General features: G+C 67.8%; 19 protein-coding genes. 5 read left to right on the plus strand and 14 right to left on the minus strand.

Annotated elements, in window-relative coordinates; all coding sequences use genetic code 11:
• Positions 1–10: 10 nt before the first annotated feature.
• From QOL69_RS03260 to QOL69_RS03280, 5 genes are all read right to left on the minus strand, one after another.
• Entirely contained in the window at positions 11–892 is an 882-nt protein-coding gene (locus tag QOL69_RS03260) for a DUF7504 family protein (protein WP_052334909.1), read from the minus strand.
• A 281-nt stretch (positions 893–1,173) separates the two neighbouring features.
• Positions 1,174–1,755: a DUF2150 family protein gene (locus QOL69_RS03265; RefSeq protein WP_048076377.1), complete on the minus strand. Its 582-nt coding sequence runs from the start codon at positions 1,753–1,755 to the stop codon at positions 1,174–1,176.
• 86 nt (positions 1,756–1,841) lie between these two features.
• A complete protein-coding gene (locus QOL69_RS03270; RefSeq protein WP_283402013.1) occupies positions 1,842–2,699 on the minus strand; it encodes a TatD family hydrolase in 858 nt (285 codons plus the stop codon).
• Between the two features lie 40 nt (positions 2,700–2,739).
• Complete coding sequence (locus QOL69_RS03275) at positions 2,740–3,795, minus strand: ring-cleaving dioxygenase (protein ID WP_283402014.1); 1,056 nt, start codon at positions 3,793–3,795, stop codon at positions 2,740–2,742.
• 466 nt (positions 3,796–4,261) lie between these two features.
• The gene (locus QOL69_RS03280) at positions 4,262–5,137 is read right to left on the minus strand and encodes a DUF7260 family protein (RefSeq protein ID WP_283402015.1); all 876 of its coding nucleotides are present in this window, start codon (positions 5,135–5,137) and stop codon (positions 4,262–4,264) included.
• 154 nt (positions 5,138–5,291) lie between these two features.
• On the opposite strand from QOL69_RS03280, the gene QOL69_RS03285 reads away from it, so the two are divergent.
• The gene (locus QOL69_RS03285; protein WP_283402016.1) at positions 5,292–5,657 is read left to right on the plus strand and encodes a cupin domain-containing protein; all 366 of its coding nucleotides are present in this window, start codon (positions 5,292–5,294) and stop codon (positions 5,655–5,657) included.
• A 68-nt stretch (positions 5,658–5,725) separates the two neighbouring features.
• Here the strand turns inward: QOL69_RS03285 and QOL69_RS03290 are convergent, their stop codons facing one another.
• Both QOL69_RS03290 and QOL69_RS03295 read right to left on the minus strand, forming a co-directional pair.
• Complete coding sequence (locus QOL69_RS03290; RefSeq protein ID WP_283402017.1) at positions 5,726–6,064, minus strand: hypothetical protein; 339 nt, start codon at positions 6,062–6,064, stop codon at positions 5,726–5,728.
• On the minus strand, positions 6,061–8,517 hold the full coding sequence (locus QOL69_RS03295; protein ID WP_283402018.1) for a penicillin acylase family protein: 2,457 nt from the start codon (positions 8,515–8,517) through the stop codon (positions 6,061–6,063). Before QOL69_RS03295 ends, QOL69_RS03290 begins: the two co-directional genes overlap by 4 nt.
• Positions 8,518–8,604: 87 nt before the next feature.
• Here QOL69_RS03295 and QOL69_RS03300 point away from each other — a divergent pair, with 87 nt between their 5' ends.
• Positions 8,605–9,345: a competence/damage-inducible protein A gene (locus QOL69_RS03300; RefSeq protein WP_283402019.1), complete on the plus strand. Its 741-nt coding sequence runs from the start codon at positions 8,605–8,607 to the stop codon at positions 9,343–9,345.
• A gap of 49 nt (positions 9,346–9,394) precedes the next feature.
• On the opposite strand, the gene QOL69_RS03305 is transcribed toward QOL69_RS03300, so the two are convergent.
• The 4 genes from QOL69_RS03305 to QOL69_RS03320 form a co-directional block, all read right to left on the minus strand.
• A complete protein-coding gene (locus tag QOL69_RS03305) occupies positions 9,395–9,958 on the minus strand; it encodes a hypothetical protein (protein WP_283402020.1) in 564 nt (187 codons plus the stop codon).
• 89 nt (positions 9,959–10,047) lie between these two features.
• Complete coding sequence (locus QOL69_RS03310; RefSeq protein ID WP_283402021.1) at positions 10,048–10,425, minus strand: YccF domain-containing protein; 378 nt, start codon at positions 10,423–10,425, stop codon at positions 10,048–10,050.
• 199 nt (positions 10,426–10,624) lie between these two features.
• Positions 10,625–11,248: a rod-determining factor RdfA gene (gene rdfA, locus QOL69_RS03315; protein ID WP_283402022.1), complete on the minus strand. Its 624-nt coding sequence runs from the start codon at positions 11,246–11,248 to the stop codon at positions 10,625–10,627.
• Between the two features lie 239 nt (positions 11,249–11,487).
• A complete protein-coding gene (locus tag QOL69_RS03320) occupies positions 11,488–13,059 on the minus strand; it encodes an FAD-dependent oxidoreductase (protein WP_283402023.1) in 1,572 nt (523 codons plus the stop codon).
• 220 nt (positions 13,060–13,279) lie between these two features.
• On the opposite strand from QOL69_RS03320, the gene QOL69_RS03325 reads away from it, so the two are divergent.
• Positions 13,280–14,794, plus strand: coding sequence for a phosphoenolpyruvate carboxykinase (ATP) (locus QOL69_RS03325; RefSeq protein ID WP_283402024.1), 1,515 nt, complete (start codon positions 13,280–13,282; stop codon positions 14,792–14,794).
• A gap of 216 nt (positions 14,795–15,010) precedes the next feature.
• Here the strand turns inward: QOL69_RS03325 and QOL69_RS03330 are convergent, their stop codons facing one another.
• Entirely contained in the window at positions 15,011–16,453 is a 1,443-nt protein-coding gene (locus QOL69_RS03330; protein ID WP_283402025.1) for an MATE family efflux transporter, read from the minus strand.
• 93 nt (positions 16,454–16,546) lie between these two features.
• Here QOL69_RS03330 and QOL69_RS03335 point away from each other — a divergent pair, with 93 nt between their 5' ends.
• Positions 16,547–17,485: an endo-1,4-beta-xylanase gene (locus tag QOL69_RS03335; RefSeq protein WP_283402026.1), complete on the plus strand. Its 939-nt coding sequence runs from the start codon at positions 16,547–16,549 to the stop codon at positions 17,483–17,485.
• Between the two features lie 56 nt (positions 17,486–17,541).
• On the opposite strand, the gene QOL69_RS03340 is transcribed toward QOL69_RS03335, so the two are convergent.
• Complete coding sequence (locus tag QOL69_RS03340; protein WP_283402027.1) at positions 17,542–18,471, minus strand: NAD-dependent epimerase/dehydratase family protein; 930 nt, start codon at positions 18,469–18,471, stop codon at positions 17,542–17,544.
• Positions 18,472–18,616: 145 nt separating this feature from the next.
• Here QOL69_RS03340 and xacR point away from each other — a divergent pair, with 145 nt between their 5' ends.
• Positions 18,617–19,372, plus strand: coding sequence for an HTH-type transcriptional regulator XacR (gene xacR, locus QOL69_RS03345; protein WP_048076364.1), 756 nt, complete (start codon positions 18,617–18,619; stop codon positions 19,370–19,372).
• Positions 19,373–19,694: 322 nt separating this feature from the next.
• Here xacR and uxaC read toward each other — a convergent pair whose 3' ends face one another.
• Positions 19,695–21,062: a glucuronate isomerase gene (gene uxaC, locus QOL69_RS03350; RefSeq protein ID WP_283402028.1), complete on the minus strand. Its 1,368-nt coding sequence runs from the start codon at positions 21,060–21,062 to the stop codon at positions 19,695–19,697.
• Between the last annotated feature and the right edge of the window lie 57 nt (positions 21,063–21,119).

Here is a 21,119-nt window from a genome sequence, read left to right on the forward strand (position 1 = left end):
CGACCTACTGTTACCCGAGTTCGATCGTCTCGATGTATCGGAGAAACGCCTCTAACCCCTGATTCCCCGTGTACTGGATCATCTCGGTGTCGGTGTCGTACTGGATAATTCCGGCGTCTTGGAGCATCGGGAGGTGAACGTGGACGATTTCGATCCGAACCTTCTCGCGTGACGGCGCGTCGCGGATCGGCAGCGACCGATCGATGTTGTGGACTTCCTCGACCAGTCGATCGAGCGAGACATCCTCGGTCGGCTGGCTCTTCAGGTTGTACAGGAGGGTGCGTCGGCGCGGGGACGACACCAGATCCAGTACCGTTTCGAAGGAGTGTCGCATCGGTACTGTCTCGGACCGGTCCGGATCGGCCGTCCCCGTTCCGCCCGGCGGTGACGTCGTCGAACGGAACGTCGGTGCCGTCGTCGATCTCTCGCGCTCCGTCGGGATCCAGCCGTCGTCCGGGGTGTGTTCGATCACCGCGTCGTACAGCGGCCGAAGCGTTGCTGTCGTTTCCTCGTCGTGTTCCTCCGAGTCGACGTGGTGGTGAGCGACGACGCCGATATCCTCGCAGAGATCGTTGAGAGCGGTGATCAGACCGACTACCTGTTCGATGTCGAAGGAGGCGAGCAGCGTCGTCACGGAGTGGAGGCACATAACGCTCCGCTCGTCGGTGTCTTTCCACGCACCCAGCTGACTGGCGATCGTGAGACCGATGTCGTAGAGGTCTCCGTCTTCGGGAACACCACGCACGGAGACCGTTCCCCAGTCGGTTGTTTCGGGCTGTGACGTCGTCTTGTCCCGTCTCCCGTCCACAACCGTCGCCCGCGCGGGGAGTTCGGTGCCGGATTCGCGTTGCCAGATCGACAGCCGCTCCGTCGGAGACGACGAGAGGGTCACGGCCAAGACGTTCGTCTCACTGGGCAAATATCGGGTTAGGAGGTCGACACAGGCGCTGTCATCGGCAGATCCGAGTAATGGAGCGAGGAGAAGGATAGATGACGCCCCGCTGAAATAGCTGTTGAGCGCCTGTGACGAATCTGTCACTACTGGCCTCTCGATAGGCCACTCGGAAAACTTCGTCGTTCATTCTACATTTTGATAGAGGCGGCGAGCGCCTTCGAAAACGTCGACGGTCGCCGCGGAGGCCACGGGGACGCGTGTCGAATGGTCCGGCGCGCTCAGTCTTCTTCCTCGACGACTTCCGGATCCTCGATGGCCGACTGGAGCGAGTCGAGTCCGTTGACCCACTCGGAGACCAGCCCGTATTCGAGGTCCTCGACGAGTTCGATGTCGAGCGCCTCGCCGTCGATGACGCGCGTGCCGGCCTGAACGACGTAGCCGAGCGCGGCGTCGAGGTCGTCGCCCTCCTCGGCCTCGGCGGCCGCGCGCACGAACTCGCTCACGTCGCCCTCGACGACGCCGCCGACGACGTACTCCTCGGCCGCGTAGAAGACGGGGACGAGCGAGGTCTGGACGCCGTCGATCAGCATCACCTTGTCCTCGTCGTCGAACTCGACGTCGGCGAGGACGATGTCGCGGATGTCGCGGACCTCCTCGACCGCGCGCTCCTCGTCGATGCGGTCGTCGTCGAAGGCGGCGAGCACCTTCACCACCGCGATCGCCGCGTCGTCTTGGAGGTTCAACAGGAGCCGCGCGGAGTCCTCGTTTTCGGGGTCGAGTTCCTCCTCGGCCAGCCTGTCGAGCCAGTTCTGCCAGCGTTCGTCGGTATAGAACGTTTCAACGGCGTCGTCGTCGGTCATGTCCCGTACGTCGCCCGGCCAACTCAAATGCCTTTCCTATCGATCGCCGCCCGAGACCGCGTCTCACCCGGCTCGACGCCGGAAAATCACGGCGCTCGGTCGAGCGTTGACTCGGTGTCGATCCCGTACACCGCGGCGGGCGTCTCGACGTGCGCGCGCCGGACCGCCTCGTCGTACCCCTGTTCGAGTAGCCACCGCACCCGTCGCGGGACGGTCTTCGGTCCCAGCACCATCCCCGGCCGGTCGGGGTCGTCGACGTAGTCCGTCTCCATCAGGAACGGCTCGCCCGCCTCGGTGGCGCGCTCCAGCCGGTCCTTGTCGCTCATCACGCTCGGCGTGACGCCGGCCAGCTCGCCCGCGGCGTAGTGTTTGACGACGCGCGAGGGGTCGAGTCCGACCGCCTCCGCGACCGCGGCGAGGTCGGTCAGGTCCTCGGTGGCCTCGGTGTGGAGCTGGACCGCGCAGTCGACGTCGGCACCGAGTTCGAACGCGCGCCGAGTCACCGCGTTCGACGCCTCCCAGACCGCGTCGCTCACGTCGTAGTGGGGGCGGCCGGACTTCAGCGCGAGCGCGTCGCCGTCGGCGACGTACTCGCTCGCGACCGCCAGCCCGCCGCGCATGAGGTCGCGGGCCGCCTCCGGCGAGAAGCCCCGCTCGTCGACGAGCCGGCTGACGAGCCCGGGGTGGACGCCGAGGACGGGCCACGCGCGCCCCGGAATGACCTCCGTCGCGGCCGCGACCGTCTCCAGCGTCTCCTCGAAGACGGCCCGGAAGTCTTCCGGTTCGTCTGGTTCGACGTCGAGCAGCCACGAGGGCTTGTTCACCACGAGCAGGTGGGTGCCGCCGAGCCGGACGAAGTCTTCGACGGCCTCGACCCCGCGACCGTGACGGGGGTCGAGGTGGAGGTGGTTATCGAGTACGGGCGTGCCGAGGTCCTCTGTCATGGACGGGCGTTCGGTCGCGCCCGATTAGAAGGATCGGTCCTCAGTCGTCGTCGCCTTCGGCGGTCTCGACGGCGTCGGGGTCGACTCTGTTATCCTCCTCCGGCCGCGGGACCATCACGTCGGCGAGACCGGACTCGATCTCGTCGCGCCGGTCCTCGAACTGACCGGGCAACACCAGTCGCTCGCCGAGTTCGTCGAGCGGCTCGTCGCTCGCGTACCCGGGGTCGCTCGTGGCGAGTTCGAAGAGGACGCCCGCGAACTCCCGGAAGTACACCGACCGGAACCAGTGGCGGTCGATCTGCTGGGTCGGGCATAACCCCATCGACGCCACCGCGTCGCGCATCGCGGACTGGTCGGCGTCCGTCGGCGTCTGGAACGCGACGTGGTGGACTGTGCCGCGGCCCGACCGCCCCTGTCGGTCCGTCTCGACGACGTCGACGTACTTGCCCACGGGACCGCTCGCGGCGAAGCGCGTTCGATCGCTTCCGGTCGCGGCGTCCGCCGCGGATTCGCTCTCGGTCAGCCCCATCGTCCGCAGGAGGCGCTCGGTGCGCTCGGCGTCGTCGAGCCACAGCGTCACCGAGTGGAACCCGCGGATCGCCGCCGACTCGGGGACGAACGCGGTCCACGCGGTCGTCGGGTCGTCGTCCGGGACCTCGACGGCGACCAGCTCGACGGGGAGTCCGTCGGGGTCGCGGAAGGGGAGGACCGTCTCCCCGAAGCGCTCCTCGCGGGCGTCGTAGTCGACGCCGCGCTCGTCGAACCGCTCCTCCCAGTAGTCGAGGCTCCCGGCCGGAACCCGGAACGCGGTCCGGGAGACCTGTCCCGCTCCGACCTCGCCGTCCGGCAGGTTCGTCCACGGGAAAAAGGTCATGCTGGTGCCGGGCGTCCCGTCAGCGTCGCCGTAGAAGAAGTGGTACGTCCCGGGGTCGTCCTGGTTGATCGACCGCTTCACCAGTCGGAGCCCGAGCGTCTCGACCCAGAAGTCGAGGTTCCGCTGCGGGTCGCCGGCCACGCAGGTCACGTGGTGGATTCCGGGGGTGGGCGTCGGTCCGTCTCCCGACTCGACTTCGGCGGTATCGGATGCGTCTGTCATGCTTTCGTCTACGCCCCGGAGGAACTTGAATCGGCGCGGACACGGGTGTTACCGGGAACGAAGACGGACCGTATCGCGTCGTTCCGTCCGACCGGCTATGATCGAAACCGATGATACTCATAAAACAGGCGGTGGCGCGTGCCTGCGAGCGGTCGCCGGTGGCGACCGCGAGGCAGCACCGCGCGAGGGAGTCAGTCGCCGGAGCGAAGCGACGGCGACTGACGAGGCTGGGGAGGCGTGAGGTGCGGTTGCGGGGCGGGAATCGAAGGGGCAGCCGCGAGGACGACGCACGACGACGCAAGCACCGCAACGAGGGAGCGATAGCGACCGAGTGAGGAGCGCAGCGAGTCGCGCGAGTCCTCGCGGCTGGGGCTTCGGTGGTGTTCGTGTTGATCGGTGAGTCATAAACGACCGCATCCGCGTACAGTTGGGCGGTGTTCGTGTCGACTCGGTCTGAACGGACGAATCAGCGCGATCGACCCATCTCGCTCTCGATCCGGCGGCGGAGCGCGTCTAGGCGGTCGCCGACCGCGGCGACGGCCGCGAGGACTGGATACGTCACGTCGAGGTCCTGATAGCAGTACGCCGGCAGATTGAGGTCATCGCTCAACGCGAGCCGGCGCTCGTGGTCCGCGAGCACGCGCTGACGGCGGGCCGCGATCCGGTCGCAATCTTCGCGGAGCGCGTCGGTCCGGGTCCGACAGGCGTCGAGCGCGCCGAAGTCCGCGGTCCCCTTCTTCCCCTCGCCGTCACAGCCGAGTTCCACCTCGATCGCCTCGATCTCCGTCCGGATCGGATCGAGTCTGGACCGCGCGCGCTCGACCGACTCGATCTCCGACTCCAGCGCGTCGAGGAACGCCTCGCGCTCTTGGACCGCGGTCTCGGCCGCGCTCAGCAGCGAGCGCTTGTACTCCTCGTGAAAGCAGTTCGTGCGGGTGAGCGCGTACGCGAGTTCGGGACCGAACTCTTCGGCCACGCTCCGCTCGTAGGTGTCGTCGTACTCCGCCTCGTAGTGCGGGACCGACATCACTGTCGACCGGTACGCGTCCCGCACCGCCACGAGCCGGGAGCCGGCGGGCGTCGCCGCGCCGCCGACGCCGACCCCGCCGTCCGCCGCGCCGCTGAACCCACCGCCTGTACCGCCGAGCGCGCCGCGCGTGCCGCCGGTCCCCGCGCCGTTCGGCGGATCAGTGCGCCCGCTCTCGTCCGGGATCGACGACACGCGGCCGCGGAACGCCCGGAACGCCTCCCGCTCGTCGACGACCCGCCGCCGCTCGACCCGGAGCGCAGACCGCGCCGCCCGGGTCGGGTCGCTCCCCTCGTCCGCGTGAGTCGCTGCCATACGCCGCCGCTCGCGGCGACCCCTCGTAAGCGCTTATAATAGGGGTACCGTCGCCGCGTGAGCGCTCCGGAGCGGTATATATCGATCTCACGTCTCGGGACCGTTCGCGGAGCGGGTGGACAGCGACTTTACCCCTGCGACGTGGACCGGCGGTATGGAGAAGGTGGCGCTCGGCGAGGCGTTCGACTCGTTCGACGAGACGTGGTCCCCGCGGCTCGCGGGCGAACTCAACGGGCAGGCGGTCAAGCTGGCGAAGGGGGACGGGGAGTTCGTCTGGCACAGCCACGCGGAGGCCGACGAGCTGTTCTTCGTCCATTCCGGGCGACTCCGGATCGAGTTCCGCGAGGCGTCCGACACCGTGTTGGAGCCGGGCGAGTTCGCGGTCGTCCCGCGCGGGACCGAACACCGCCCGGTCGCGGAGCCGGAGGCGGAGATCCTGCTGTTCGAACCGAGCGAGACGCGCAACACGGGTGACGTCGAGACCGACGAGACCGTGACCGACATAGAGCCGTTGGACTGAGTCGGCCCGGCCGGACCGATCCCGCTCCCGAACCGACCCCAGCCCCCGAACCGGCCACGCCCGGCCCGTCACGTGACGACGGATCGGGCGAGCGACCCGAGAAGCGGCAGCCCGAGCCCGGCACCGACGGTGACGTAGACGATCGGCCGCATCCCGGGCACGGCGGCGGCCGCGGGACCGAGCGACGCCGCGAACGCGACGAGCGCGCCTATCCCCGCGGCGAGCGCGTAGACGACGCCCCGGCGAACCGTCGGCGCGACGAGCGACGCGAGCGCGCCCGCCGCGATCAGTCCGATCCAGTGAATTGTCGCGAGCGCGACGCCGACGGCGAGGGCGACGAGCAGCGCGACGCCGTGCGGGCGCGGTTCGGTCCTGACGCGGTCGAGCAGGGAGACCGAGCCGCTCATCGCGACTCCCCCGTCGACTCGAACCGGACGGCGGGGTCGTCGCCGCCGCCGAGCGACATCGGTCGCTGGTCGTTGTCGAGCCACCGCCGGAGCTGGTCGTCGTAGTGGTCGGAGAAGTAGTCGCCGGAGTTCCCGCCCGGCAGGACCGCGGTGGCGTCGGTCCCCGGCCGCACCACCATCCGCCAGCTCGACCCGACCGCGGACTCGACGCGGTAGTTCTTCACGGTCCCGGGCGAGCCGTCGGCGGACAGGTCGCCGTAGTTCAGGAACGGGGCCTCGCCGCCGAGCGGGTGGTCCATCGCTCGGGTGGTGTTGTAGTCGCCGTACGTCTCCCAGCCCTCCTCGTCGATCTCGGCGAGCGCGGCCCGGAGGGCGTCGACCGCGCGGGCGGCCCGAGGGAGTGCGTCGAACAGCGGGTCGTCGTCCGGGAGCCGCGCGAGCGTCCAGTCGCTCGGGTAGTACGACTCGCCGAGGTCGGCCTCGGTGAAGGCGGGCCCGAAGACGCGCTCGCGGAACGCCGGCAGGTAGCGGGCGAACAGCAGCGCGGCGCGGGAGCCGCGGGCCATCCGGTAGTCCCACGCATCGAGCGCGTCGGCGGCGTCGACGAGCGATTGGCTGAGGTCCGGCGCGTCGGAAGCTTCGGCGTCGCGAACCGCCTCCACTACCTCCGGGACGAGTTCGGGCGCGCGGCCGTCGCGCACGTCGCTCTGGAGGCCCCGGTGGAAGTCGGGGTCCGTGACGCCCTCCCCGTCGACCGCGGCGTCCAGCCGGTCGGCGATCCGCGACCCGCGGTACGGGGTCGCGTAGGCGGTCCCGACGTAGTGAGTCGGGTCGTCGATCGGGCGCTGGTTGGCCGTCGAGAGGGCGTCCGGGTCGATCGCGTGCGGCTTCTCCGCGAAGGGGACGAACCCGTCCCACGAGGACTCGCCGAACGGCTCGAACCCCGCCCACTCGCCCTCGCCGGCGGAGCCGTCGAAGACCCGGTCGCCGTCCACGACCTCGCCGTCGATCCGGCAGACCGGCAGCCGCCCGGTCGCGAAGTAGAGCGTCCGGCCGTCCGCGTCGGCGTACACGAGGTTCTGCGTGGGCAGGTCGAAGTCGCGCGTCGCGTCGAGCAGGTCGTCGACCCCCTCGCTGCGCCCGTACGCCTCGATGGCGACCGTGGTCCGCGTCGCGGTGTGGCCCGTCCACGCCACGCCGACCGTCCGCCCCTCGCGCTCGATGAGGGGGCCGTGGACGGTGCGGCGCACCCGGAGGTCGCGGTCCTCGCCGCCGGCGACCGGGATCGTCCGCGTCTCGTCGACCTCGAAGGAGCGCCACTCGCCGTCGTACCGATAGCGGTCGCCCGCGTCGTCGATCTCGTAGCGGTAGCAGTCGAGGACGTCCGCGCCGAGGTTGGTGAACGACCACGCGCCGCGGTCGTTCGCGCCCGCGATGACGAACGGGACGCCCGAGAACGTCGCGCCCCGGACCGACCGCTCGGGGGTCTCGACCGACTGCTCGTACCACAGCGGCGGCGCTTGTAAGGAGAGGTGGGGGTCGTACGCGACGATCGGCGTCCCGCTCGCGGTGTGGTCGCCCGAGACGACCCAGCTGTTCGAGCCGACGCCGGTCGGCGACTCGAAGCCGGAGAGCCAGTCGGTCAACGCGGGGTCGACGGGGTCGACCGAGCCGCCCGTCGACCGATCGTCGCCGCCCGCCTCGAAATCGAAGCGCCCCGCGGTCGACGCCGCCCGCGACTCGTCCAACCGGGTCTCCGTCCCGTCGAGGATCGTGTCGTCGTGGTCGTACCGCGTCGGGAACAGCGTCTCGGCGCGCTCCTCGCCGAGCCGGTCGGCGACGAGCGCGCGCCGCAGTTCGCCGAAGTCGCCGGTGAGCGTCCACGAGATCTGTTTCTCCATCAGCATCGAGTCGACCGGGGTCCACGGCTCCGGCTCGTAGCCGATCAGCTCGAACTCCAGCGGGAGCGGCAGGTCATCTCTCGCTGCGTTGACGCCGTCGGCGAACGCCTCGACGAGGGGCCCGGCGCGGCTCTCGGCGACGACCTCCCACGTGGCCTCCGCGGCCTCGGCGAACCCCATCGCGACGTTGAACTCGTCGCCGTCGAGCGTCGCCTCGCCGATCACCTCCGAGAGCCGGCCGCGCATCACCCGGCGCTGGAGGTCCATGGCGAACAGCCGGTCGAACGCCTGACAGTAGCCCACCGCGAAGTACGCGGCGGACTCGTCGTCGGCCTCGACCTGCGGGACGCCGAACTCGTCGCGGGCGACCTCCGCCGGGCCGTGCGGGCTCTCGACGGTCTCCGGGAGCGACCGGTCGGCGGCGTCCCACGCCTCGCCCGACAGCGGCGCGAACGAGTCGAGGAGATCGGCCGCGTCGCTGGCCGCCAGCCCGGCGGTGCCGGCCGCGAGGACGCTCGCGAGGACCGCGCGCCGCGTGGTGTCGCGTGTCACCTCGTGACGGAGACCGCCGTCCCTCATTATTATTTGGGTCAGGGCGGCGGGAAACGTACATCCCTCGGCCGGTCGAACGTTCGCTCGATGGAGGTCGCGCTGATCACGGTCGGGGACGAACTGCTCTCGGGGGACACGGTGAACACGAACGCGAACTGGCTCGCCGGCGAGCTGAGCGAGCGCGGCGTCGCGGTCGAGCGGATCCTGTCGATCCCGGACGACAGGGCCGAGATCGCGGCGCGGGTACGGGAGTACGCCGCCGCGTTCGACGCCGTGATCGTCACCGGCGGGATCGGCAGCACGCCGGACGACGTGACGATGGAGGCGGTCGCGGACGCGTTCGACCGCGAGATGGTCGTCACCGACCTCACGCGCGAGTCGGTCGAACGCCGGCTCGCCGCGATCCGCGAGCGGGTCCCCGACCGCGAGTTCGACGTCGACGTGGCGGCCGAGGCGGCGGTCCCCGAGGGGAGTCGGCCGCTCGTGACCGAGGCGGGGCTCGCGCCGGGCTGCGTGATCGAGGGCGTGTACGTCATGCCCGGGATTCCGGACGAGCTGAAGGCGACGTTCGAGACGGTTGCCGACGAGTTCGCGGGCGACCGCCGCTCCCGGTTCCTCTACACCGTTGAGCCGGAGTCGAACATCATCGCCGCCTTGGAGGAGGCGATGGACCGATTCGACGTCGCCGTCGGCTGTTATCCTGATCGCGAGGCCGACCACAACCGGCTGAAGGTGACCGCCACCGACGACGACGCGCTCGGCGACGCCGCGGCGTGGCTGCTGGCGAACGTCGACGCCAGCGAGACGCCGGTCTCGCGGGACTGGTGACCGCGGCCGGATTGGAGTCGTCCTCGGCTGCCCCGCTCGCCGACCGCGGTCAGTACCGCGAGAAATTCTCGTCCGGGTAGACGTACCCGTCGTCGAGGTCGACGACCTCCAGCGTCGCCAGCCGGTCCAGCCGCGCGGCGGCGTCGTCCTCGTCGAGTCCCAACTCGACCGCCCGCGCGAGCACCCGGTCGCGCGTCGGCACCGACTCGACCAGTCCGTCGTCGTCTACGACCATCTCCTCGGCGATGACGGCTTTCAAGACTGCGCCGTGTTGGCGCTTCGATGGGGTCCGCTCGTCGCCGGTCCACTCCACGGAGAGCGTCCCGTCGTCGTTGACGTGCGAGACGACGAACCCGTCGGGGAGCGTCTCCGTCAGCGCGGCGACGAGCGCCGCCCGGTCGAGTCGCGCCGCGAACCGATACCGATCCCCGTCCGCGGACTGACCCAGCACCTCGACGTTCGCCCCCTCTCGCTCGACGGCGTCGGTCACCGACGTCGCCAGTCGCCGTCCGATCGCCTTGCCCATCTTGTCGCGCTTTTTCGTTGCCTTACGTGCCTCGCTCGCCAACGTCTCGTACCGTCGCATCCGCTCGTACAGCGGCGTGTCGTCCATGCGTCCTCACTCGGTGCCAGCGAATTACCTCTTGTGCCCGCGCGCCGCCCGCCGGATTGGCTCTGCCGACCGGGCGGTGTCCGCGGAGATTAGCCGTGGAACCGGTACAGCGACGTGACGTACGGCAGCCGGTTGAGCATCCAGACCGCGACCGGGAGCCCCACGACCGTGATCGCGAGCAAGGACGCGACGTTCGCCCACAGCAGGCTCAGCCACCAGCCGACGAGGAGGAAGTAGATTCCCCGGACGGCGAGCGAGCGCTGCCCGCGCGCCGACTCCGGCTCCGAGAGCGACCGCGGCTCCGCGAGCGTGAGCACCGTCGGCACGAGGTTGATCAGTTTGATGCCGACCGGCAGCAGGAGAACCGTGACGTTGAGCGCCCACGCGACGTTGACGACGATCGGCGTCGCCCACCAGCCGACGAACACGAACCACAGCGCGCGAACCGGAAGCGATCGTTGTGCCATTGGCTAGGGTTGCCCCCCTGACGGTAAACCGGTGTCGTCGCCCTCGACTGCCCCGACTGGACGACATATATCAGATTTAGATAATACCTTGGAAAATTACTATTTGGGTCACAGAGGGGAATCGGTTCTGCCGCCCTGTCGCCGGATACGCTCCGCCTGAGAGACGGACTTCACTCCACGGTACCGTCCGCGACCCGACTTACTCCTCGGCGGCTTCGGATTTTGCCGTACAGCCGCAGCCACCTCGGCGAATGAGTTCTCCAATCGGCACGTCCGCGCCGCAGTGCGGGCAGACGGCGCGCACGTCGACGAGTACGTCGTACCCGTCGGTGTCCAGTTCGTCCGCGCTCGCGAGCGAAGAGATAGCGGACTCAGCGACCGCTGACAGGCGACCCACCAGTTTCTCGATGGTCTCGACCTTCCGCTCCACCATGCCGTCGCCCGCCGCGGGGAGGCTCGCCTCCCGCTCCTTGGTGAGGTACGTGTGGATCGCCTGGTGGGTAACGAAATCCCCGGTCAGCTCGTCGACATCAATCCCTTCACGTTCGAGGTGACGGCGGGTCCGGGTCTTCGACGATCCGGATTCTCCTCGGAGAGCGTCGTACGCGCTCGAAACGTTCACGCTAACCGATGAGACGTTCGCCTCGCGAAGAGCCGCCTCCAGCACCGCTTCATTGAACTCGTCGGCGAGATCCCGCAGGCTCGTTCGCTCGCCCGACTCACCCGTCCACGCCGTCTCCAAGTTCGCGCCCATCCCGTCGAGGTCGTATTTCCGGATCACTCGGGCGACCTTCGTGTTCGTATCGCTTGCTTCAGCGGTCATACCGACAGTTCGACCGCAGTGGTGACAAAAACACCGGTGTGCCAGCCCGTCGTCGTCCGGAGTACGCCGGCACCGAAACTCCGGAGAATAACTCGTCGACTCCGTCCACAGTTCTAATCGAGGACACTCCAAGATCCACCCGAAATATATTTCAAACTTCTTTGACTTTAGTAGAATAATATGATATCTTATGTTTGTAGCCACAGAGTCTCGTTGACAGCAAAAATACGAGAAATACTCTACGCGCCAACACCGTCTTCCGGGGCCGTGAAGTTCAAGATCCCCGTGTAGAACTCCTCGACCGTCAGATGGTCGTTCTCGACTTGCCGTTCGACGTTCCGGTAGAACCCGTCTCGCTCGTTGGCGACCTCGTCGCTCACGTTGAACTCGTTCTCATCGTAAAAATCCGACGTAGCGCCCATGCTCCGCATGACCGTGTAGAAATCCGGCAGCAGGAAGATATCGAGTTCAGAGAGGTCGCCGCCGTCTTCGTGATCGACGGTCCAGTCGTACCCGTATCGGTCGAACTCGTCGGTGATCCTGTCTGTGCGAGAGTTGACGCCCGTCGACCGTACTTCCCGCCAGAACGGCGTCTCGCCTGACGCGTATCTATAGTGGACACCGACGAAGTCGTGGATGGACTCCCAAGCGCGGCGGACCGACTCGTTGAACGCCGTTCGGATCGCGTCGTCGACGACTCGGCCGTGCGAGGACAGCAGGTTCGCGAACCGCACCGCGAGCGAGGCGTTGGCGGTGAGCGCGGTCGACTGTAACGGTTCGACGAACCCCTGGGCGTTCCCGATGGCCAGACAGTTCCGGACCCACGCCCGGTCGTGGTAGCCGGACTCGAAGTCGTATCGATCGACCTCCGTCTCGGCGTCGGTGAGGGCGTCTCCGGCATCGCCCGGGGCGACCTCCGCGACGAACTCGCGGAACTCCGTCATCGCCGTCTCCTCGTCGGTGTACTCGGTGCTGAACACGTACCCCAGATCGCGGTTGTCGTACGTGTCGATCTGCCAGAACCACCCGTGATCGCCCGTCTCGACGACGGTTGCCGGGATGACATCGGACAGCGACCGGTCAATCCGGACGTTAAGCGCCGCGTCCAACGGGAAATCGAAATCACGGAATTCGACATCCTGCTCGCTCCGGAGGATTCGGTTGAATCCGGTCGCATCCACGTAGAGGTCCGCCTCGTAGCGCCGCTGACTGCCCTGTATTGCGTTGATTCGCGAACCGTCCGTCTCGACGGCGGTGATTTCGTCGTCGACGAGTGAGACGCCACGCTCCCGGCAGTGCTTCCGCAAGAATCCGTTGAACCGCTTGGTGTTGAGGTGATAGGCGACATCGTCGTACTTGTCGAGGTCACCGTCCGACCCGTAGTACCACGGCGACTTGCCCTGCGCGAGAATCTGTTCGCCTCGCGTGCGGTGGTCGGGGCTGTCGCAGAGTTCGTCGTAGTGGTGATAGAAGTGCTCGACGGCGTTCGGCGTGTTCGCGTCCGGGTATTTGGTCGGCGCGTCGAACGGGAACTGGAATGACGGGCGGTCACACCAGTCCCGGAAGTACACCGATGCTTTCCATATCGGCTTCACCTCCGCGATGAACTCGTGTTCGTCGAGCTGGAGCGCGCCGTGGAGGATGCCCTGGATTTCGCGGTACGTGCTCTTCCCCACCTGCGGAACCGCCTGTTGGAAGTCGTCGACGACGGAGACGTCCACATCCGGGTTCATCTGCCGGACGCTCAGTGCCGTCAGCAACCCGACGTCGCCGCCCCCCACGATAGTCACTTCGTCTACCGTCTTGTTCATCGGTACCACACAACTCGTACTTGCTGATAATAGGTTCAACGGTTCTGTGTGGATCAATCCTGTAGGAAATAACTGATGCCGTCCGGTTGCCGGACAGCTGAACACGGAGTCGGAGAGCTGAACACGGAGTCGGAGAGATGAACACGGACTCGGAGTACTATTTTGGAGCAAATATGCTTGGATACCAACCTTATTACCCTCGCTCTGACAGCCCTGTACCATGGCAGACGTTCGTGACAGCCCGACAGTCACTGACTATCCCGACCCGGAGACGGCCGACCACATCACGTACAACCCGTCGCTGGCGACGCTGCGAGGCTACTCCTCGCATCTTGAGACGACGACGGACTACGGCGCGCCCGCGTACGTCAGCGAGTACCGCTCTCGGAGCGCGGAGCGGACGAAGAACGCCGTCGACGACGGCTTCGACGCCGACGACTTCCGCGTCTTCGAGCAGGCTCTCGACTGGGTTCGAGACCCCCACAACGACGTCGTCTGTGTCGACCGCGTGGTCGGTCGTCACGGGGACGCCGCTCACGTCTGCCGGCTGTTCGTTCCCGAGGAGTACGGCCGCATCGCGCTCGCGTGGGCGAAGCTCCTCGAACCGGCCGAGGAAGCCGACCCCGACTTCGTCACCGTACAGCTACCGGACGCGACGCCGGAACCGACGATCCGTATTCTCCCGGAAGCCGGCGTCACGACGGTCCTCGGGAGCGACTACACCGGCGAGGCGAAGAAGTCGTTCCTGCGGTTGTTCATGCTGCGCGCGAAACAGCGTGGCGGGCTCGGACTCCACGCCGGCAGCAAGCGCGTCACCCTCGACGACGCGGACGGCCGCCGCGAGGTCGGCCAGCTGTTCCTCGGACTCTCCGGGACGGGGAAGTCGACGCTCACGAGCCACGGCCTCTGGCTCGACGATCCGGAGGGCGTCGAGATGATCCAAGACGACGTCTGCGCGCTCCTCCCGTCGGGGACGGTCGCGGGCAGCGAGGGCGGCGGCCTCTACATCAAGACGCTCGGCTTAGCGGCCGACGAGCAGCCCGAACTCCACGACGCGGCCACCGACGAGAGCGCGGCCCTCGAAAACGTCGCCGTCGACGATGACGGGAGCGTCCACTTCGACGAACCCCGACACGGCCGAAATGCGCGCGCCGTAATTCGCCGCGACCGGCTCGCGAGCGCCTCCGAGGACGTCGACCTCCCCACCGTCGATCAGGTGTTTTTCATCACGCGTAACCCCCTGATGCCGCCGGTCGCGAAGCTCACCGACGCGCAGGCGGCGGTCGCGTTCATGCTCGGGGAGTCGGTCGAGACGAGCGCGGGCGACCCCTCGCGGGTCGGCGAGTCGATCCGCGTGGTCGGCACGAACCCCTTCATCGTCGGGCCGGAAGGCGAGGAGGGCAATCGATTCCGCGATCTCATCGCGACCCTCGATGTCCAGTGTTACGTCATCAACACGGGCGTGGTCGGAACCGACGACCCGGTCGATGTCGGCGTCGAGGAGACGGTCGCGATTCTGGAAGGGATCGCACGCGGGACCGTCAAGTGGACCCGTGACGACGACCTCGACCTCACGGTCCCGGCGTCGGTTCCCGGCGTCGACGTCGACCGGTTCGCGGTCGCGGACCGCGTCGACGGGTTCGCGGACGCACAGGCGGCGCTGCGCGCCGATCGCCGCGAGTACCTCGCGCGGTTCGGGACGCTCGACGAGGAGATCGTGGACGCGACGTACTGAGCGTCAGACGACGGCTTCTCGGAGGTATTGACCGTCGGATCAGTCAGCGCCGTGGTTCGGCGTGTATCCACACGCCTGACAGACCAGCGAGCCGTGTTCTCGGGTCACGCTACCGCCACACTGTGGACACGTCGACCGCATACACTCCCCTGTGTTCGACGGACACATAACTCTTTATCGCTGATCGTCGACACGAGTCCACTCCGGACAGAGCAGTCAGTCGTCGACCGCGGCGTCCGGTCGATACCCGCGACTGATCGCCTTCCACGCCCCGGAGCGGAACCGGTAGTAGTTGATGACCGCGCCCGGGACGCTCTCCGCGAGGAAGGAGAGATACACTCCCAACAGTCCCAGCGTCGTCGTCGCGCCGAGGTAGACGAGCGGGATGGCGAACCCGAACATGCCGACGGCGCGAGCGTAGAACGGCCAGTTGGTGTCGCCGGTCGCGTCGAGCGCGCCCGCGACTGCGTTCGTGACTCCCTGCGGAACGATGGCGACGCAGGCGGTGTACACGAGCGGAACGGCGACGGGCACGGCGGACGACGCCGGGTCGTCGACGAACACGAGGACGATGGGTCGCGCGAACACCGCGACCGTGGCCGCCGCGACGAGGTACGTGGCGACGGTGAAGGCGGTGATCTCGCGGCCGTACCGCTCGGCGGCCTCCTCGTCGCCCGTCCCCAAGGCCTGCCCGACGAGGCTGGACGCCGCGAGTCCGAACCCCCAGCCGGGCGCGTTCATCAGCCCCCAGACCCGGCGGCTGATGACGTACGCGGCGACGACGTGCGAGCCGAACGCGGCCAACAGCGCGAGAAGGGGAAACCGCGCGACCGTCCACACGGAGCTCCGGCCAACCACGGGGATACCGATGGAGAGCAGATCTCGAAGCATCTCCCGTCGGAGGTAGCCCCCGAACCAGTCGACGCGGACGGGGAACGCGCCGACCAGCGGGAGCCGACCGGCGGCGAAGCCGACCGCGAACGCGACCGTGACGAGGACGCCCGCGACGACCGTTCCCAGCGCCGCGCCGACGACGCCCATGTCGAGCGCGAAGATGAAGACCGCGTTGAGGGCGACGTTGACGGCCGCGCCGCCGGAGCGGACGACCATGGGCGTCCACGCGTCGTCGGCACCGACGAGCGCGCGAGACCCGATCTGGTTGAGGACGGCGAACGGCACGCCGACCGCGAGTACGCGGAGGTAGTCGGCCCCGTACGCGACCGCCGCCGGGTCGTCCGACAGCACCCCGACGAGCGACCGGGGGGTCAGCCAGAACAGCGCCGCGACCGGGAGCGCGATCGCCGTCGCGAGGACGACGCTCGACCGGACGACCTGACCGAGCTCGTCGCGGTCGTCGGCACCGAAGTGCTGGGAGACCAAGGCGATGGTGCCCGCCGCCATCCCGCCGCCGACGGCGAACGACACCCCCCAGAACGGGCCGGCGAACCCCATCCCGGCGATGGCCGTCTGCCCGAGCGCGACGCCGACCATCGCGGTGTCCGCGACGCTTTTGGACATCCGCGCGAGGCCGGTGACGATGCGCGGCAACGCGAGGTCCGTCGTCTCCTCTGCTCGCTCGCGGCCGACGAGTCCGAGCCGGGCGAGCAGCGCGCCGATGCCCAGCAGAAGCAGTCGGAGCGGGTTCGGAAGCCGGACCACCGTACGCGACGCCACTCACAGCCGTTAAATAAGTGTTGTCGACGCAGCTCCGGAGTCCCCCGGTTTCAAGACGAATCCCCGCAAAGACCAGCTATGCGAACGCTTCGCGACGCCGCAGCGGACGCGGACGTCCACATCGGTGCCGCCGTCGACGTCGAATCGCTCCGGACGAACACCGACTACCGGGAGACCGTCGCCCGCGAGTTCGACGCGGTCACCGCGGAGAACGCGATGAAGTGGGGGCCGCTGGCGGACGGCGAGTCCGGCTACGACTTCGCGGCCGCCGACGACATCGTCGACTTCGCGGCCCGCCACGACATGTACGTCCGCGGCCACACGCTGGTCTGGCACCGAATGTACCCCGAGTGGGTCCGGCCGTGGGCGCGCTCGGACACGGAGATGCGACGGCTGCTCAGCGACCACATCCACACGGTTGCCGGCCGGTACCGGGGTCGGGTGGACGCGTGGGACGTGGTCAACGAGGCGGTCGACGACGACGGCGGGCTCCGGGAGAACGCGTGGCTGAACGCGCTCGGACCGGAGTACATCGACCGCGCGTTCGAACACGCGGCCGCGGTCTCGGACGCCGACCTCTTCTACAACGACTACGGAGCCGACGGGCTGTCCGCGAAGGCCGACGAGGTGTACGACCTCGTGTCAGACCTCGTCGCCCGCGAGGTCCCCGTCGACGGCGTCGGCCTCCAGTTACACGTCTTCGACGACGTGGTGCCGCCCGCGGACGTGGCCGCGAACGTCGAGCGTCTCACCGACCTCGGGCTGGACGTCCACATCACCGAACTCGACGTCGGCATCGGGGAGGCGGTCGCGGACCGCGACGAGCAGGCCGAGTACTACTACGACGTCGTCTCGGCCGCCGTCGACGCCGGCGTCGACACGGTCGTCACGTGGGGCGTCGACGACGGGCAGTCGTGGCTCCCGGCTCGGGGATTCGGTGACGCGCCGCTCCTGTTCGACGAGGAGTTCCGGCGCAAGCCCGCGCACGGGGCCGTCCTCGACGCGCTCGGGGAATAGCGAGGCGCTCGACGAACAGCGAGGCACTCGACGAACAGCGACGCCGGCCGCCGACGCTACGCGAACTCTGGGCCGTCGACGTCCTCGTCGGCCGCCTCCCGCCAGGTGTGTTCGGGCGTCCACCCGAGGTCGCGTTCGGCCTTCGCGGTGGTGAACGCCGACTCGTCGCCGTCGGTGTCGCACGGCGGAGCCTCGTCGAACAGCGCGTCGAAGAGGGCGGCGGTGTCGACGCCGAGGTAGTTCTCCGCCGCGTGACAGAGGTACGCCTCGTGGCCGTCGACTTCCGCGTCCACCGCCGCCGTGACCATCGACGTGAGATCGCGGACGTCGACGTACGACCAGAAGTTCCCGATACCGCCGTCCGGCGGGTCGTCCGTCGAGCGAGCGGCCAGCGCGTCGACGTCGAAGGCCTCACGGTTCTGTTCGGTCAGGTACTCGCCGGGGTACTGTACCCACGACGGCCGGATCGAGGCGATCGAGACGTCGTGTTTCCGCGCCATCGATCGGGCGACTGCTTCGCCGGCCTCCTTCGAGACGCCGTAGGCGTCTTCCGGCCGGAGCGGGTGCGCCTCGTCGACGGGGACGTACTCGGGTTTCAGCACCTCGTCGGCGAACGGGAACCCGTAGGCGGACTCGGAGCTCGCCCACACGACGTCCGCACCGGCGTGACCGGCGGCGTCGAGGACGTTGTACGCGCTCTCCGTGTTGTTCGTGAACACGCGTGACTCGGCGTGACCGGTCGGGTCCGGAATCGCCGCGAGGTGGACGACGGCGTCGGGGTCGGCGCTCGCGACGAGCTCCAGCGTCTCGCCCTGATCGGTCAGGTCGACCTCGAAGAACGACGCACCCTCGGGACCGCCTTCGGCGGGGAGTCGCCGGTCGAGGCCGACGACATCGCGGCCGTCCGCGACGAGTCTGTCGACCGTCCACTGTCCGACCCCACCGAGCGCGCCCGTGACGACGACATCGGCTGATGCTGAACTCACGCTCGGAGTCACGACGGGGAATCTAATGAAACACGGGGTCCGGGTGCGATCCGTGCGTTCAGCACGCATCGACCGCCGCGAGTGATCTCATTTTTGTTCTGTTATCCAGAACATTTATCACTGCTATATGTCGTAATTGATCGGTATGGACGCAAAACATCCGGTTCGAACCACCGAAAAGACCCTCGCGCTGGTCGAGGAGCTGATGGACCGCGAGCCGTGCGGAGTGACGGAGCTGGCGGACGGGCTGGAGATGGGGAAAAGCGCCGTTCACAACCACCTCACGACGCTACGAAAGCACGGATACGTGCTGAAATCCGGCGACGAGTACCAGCTCGGGCTGAAGTTCCTCGAAGTCGGGGGGTCTACCCGGAAGTCGATGGAGTTCTATCAGGTGGCCGAGCCGGAGGTGAAGTCGCTCGCGGACGAGACCGGCGAGCTCGCGAACCTCCTCGTCGAGGAACAGGGGATGGGCGTCTATCTGATGCGATCGAAGGGGGAGGACGCCGTCGACCTCGACACATACGCCGGGCTTCGGACCCATCTCCACACCACCGCACTCGGGAAGGCGATCCTCGCGTACCTGCCCGAGTCTCGCGTCGAGGAGATCATCGAGCAGCACGGAATTGAACAGAAGACCTCCCGGAGCGTCGGCTCCCGCGAGGAGCTGTTCGACGCGCTGGAGGGCGTCCGCGACCGCGGATACGCCATCGACGACGGGGAGCGGCTCGAAGGGCTGCGCTGTATCGCGGCCCCGGTCAAGGACTCCTCGGACGAGGTCCTCGGCGCGATCAGCGTGTCCGCGCCCGCCAGCCGCGTCAGCGACGACGACCTCCACGGCCGGCTCCCCGAACGCGTGCTCAGCGCGGCCAACGTCGTCGAACTGAACATCAACTACTGATACCCGTTCTATTATACAGAACAGTTGTTCGACGCGTTTCGATTCCGGTTGGTGGGGGAGCTGTCCGCGATAATCGCCGAAATTCGGCGGGGTATCTCGTTCATTTCTGGCTTACTATTACTATTGTACGACTGTAATGGTTACCGGCGAGACATCCAGATAAATGTTCTGTATATCAGAATATATCAGATAACTCGACGAACGAGGCCACTCCCTCGCCCGCGCTCCAACCGAGCGCCTGCCCGGCGTCGTCCGCGTCTCGATCCACCGCGAAAGCCGCGGTACATCGCCCTGTGTCTACGGGATCCTCGCCGGTGCCGCCTCAGAGCCCGTACAGCTCTTTCGGGCGATCGTAGGCGACGTGCTCGACGAGACGCTCGGCGTTGTCGTAGGGGAGCCGGCCGCGGTCGACCATCCTGCCGACGGCGTTCGCGAGCGACCGGCGGAACATCTCGAAGCGGGAGCCGTAGGAGACGAGCTTCCGGGAGTCGCTGACCATGCCGGCGTGGTTCGCGAGGAGGTCGACGGACGCCACCCGTTCCAGCTGGGTTTCGATCCCCATCGGGCTGTCGTTGAACCACCACGCCGGCCCGACGCTCACGTTCGGGTACGCGCGGGAGACGACCGCGAGGCTCGGGTAGTGCGTCGGGTCGAGCGTGTAGACGACGATCTCCATCTCGCCGTCGAAGCGGTCGAGGAAGTAGTCCAGCCCGTCCACGAGGTCGACGTCTTGCGTCGACACGTCCCCGCCCGCGTTCTTCCCGAGGTCGTCGTAGAGCGACTCCCGGTAATCGCGGACCGCGCCGACGTGAAGCTGGGTCGTCCAGCCCGCCTCGCTGTTCAGTTCGCCGACGAACTCCAGCAGGAACGCCTTGTAGTCGCGGACCTCCGCCTCCGAGAGGCTCGCACCGCGGCGCGCCTTCGCGTACACGTCGCCGGCGCGCTCGACGCTGACGGGCCGCGAGACCGGCGTCGTCCCGGTCCCGATGTCGCAGGCCACACAGCCGTGATCGACGAAGTAGTCGTGGGTCTCCGCGAGCGCGTCCAGAAAGCCCTCGAAGTCGTCCACGGCCGGCTCCGTGACTGCGTCGAGTTCGTCGACGAACGACTCCCACGCCGGAGTCTCGACTTTCAGCGCGCGGTCCGGCCGCCACGTCGGCCGGACCTCGACGCCCCGAACCTCGGTCTCGGCGCGTTCGTGGTACTCCAGCCGCGAGGTCGGGTCGTCGCTGCTACACAGCACCTCGACGTTCATCTCACGGAGGACCGATTGGGGCCGCATGGCGTCGGTCGCGAGCTGGCGTTTCGTCTCCGTCCAGATCTCGTCGGCGGTGTCGGCGTTCAACGGTTGCTCGATACCGAACCGGCGCTTTAAGTCGAGCTGGACCCAGTCGTACGTCGGGTTCCCCGCGAAGTCAGGAAACACCTCGGCCAGCGCGTCCCACTTCTCCCGGTTGCCGGCGGCTCCCGTAATCTTCTCCTCGGGAACGCCCCGCTTGCGCATCAGCTGCCAGACGTAGTGATCCGTTGCGCCCTCGACCTCCCAGATGTCGTTCCACGGCTCGTCGTCGACGACCTCCCGGAGGTCGATGTGGTTGTGCGGGTCGACGACGGGCAGGTCCGCGATAGCGTCGTAGAGGTCGACGGCGGTCTCGGAGTCGAGCAGGTACTCCTCGTCGATGAATCCCATACCGGCCGTTCCAGCGAGACCAACAATAAAACTCCCGACACTGGCGGTCGGCGCGTC

The sequence above is a fragment of the Halorubrum sp. DM2 genome (assembly GCF_901686465.1).
Taxonomy (GTDB): domain Archaea; phylum Halobacteriota; class Halobacteria; order Halobacteriales; family Haloferacaceae; genus Halorubrum.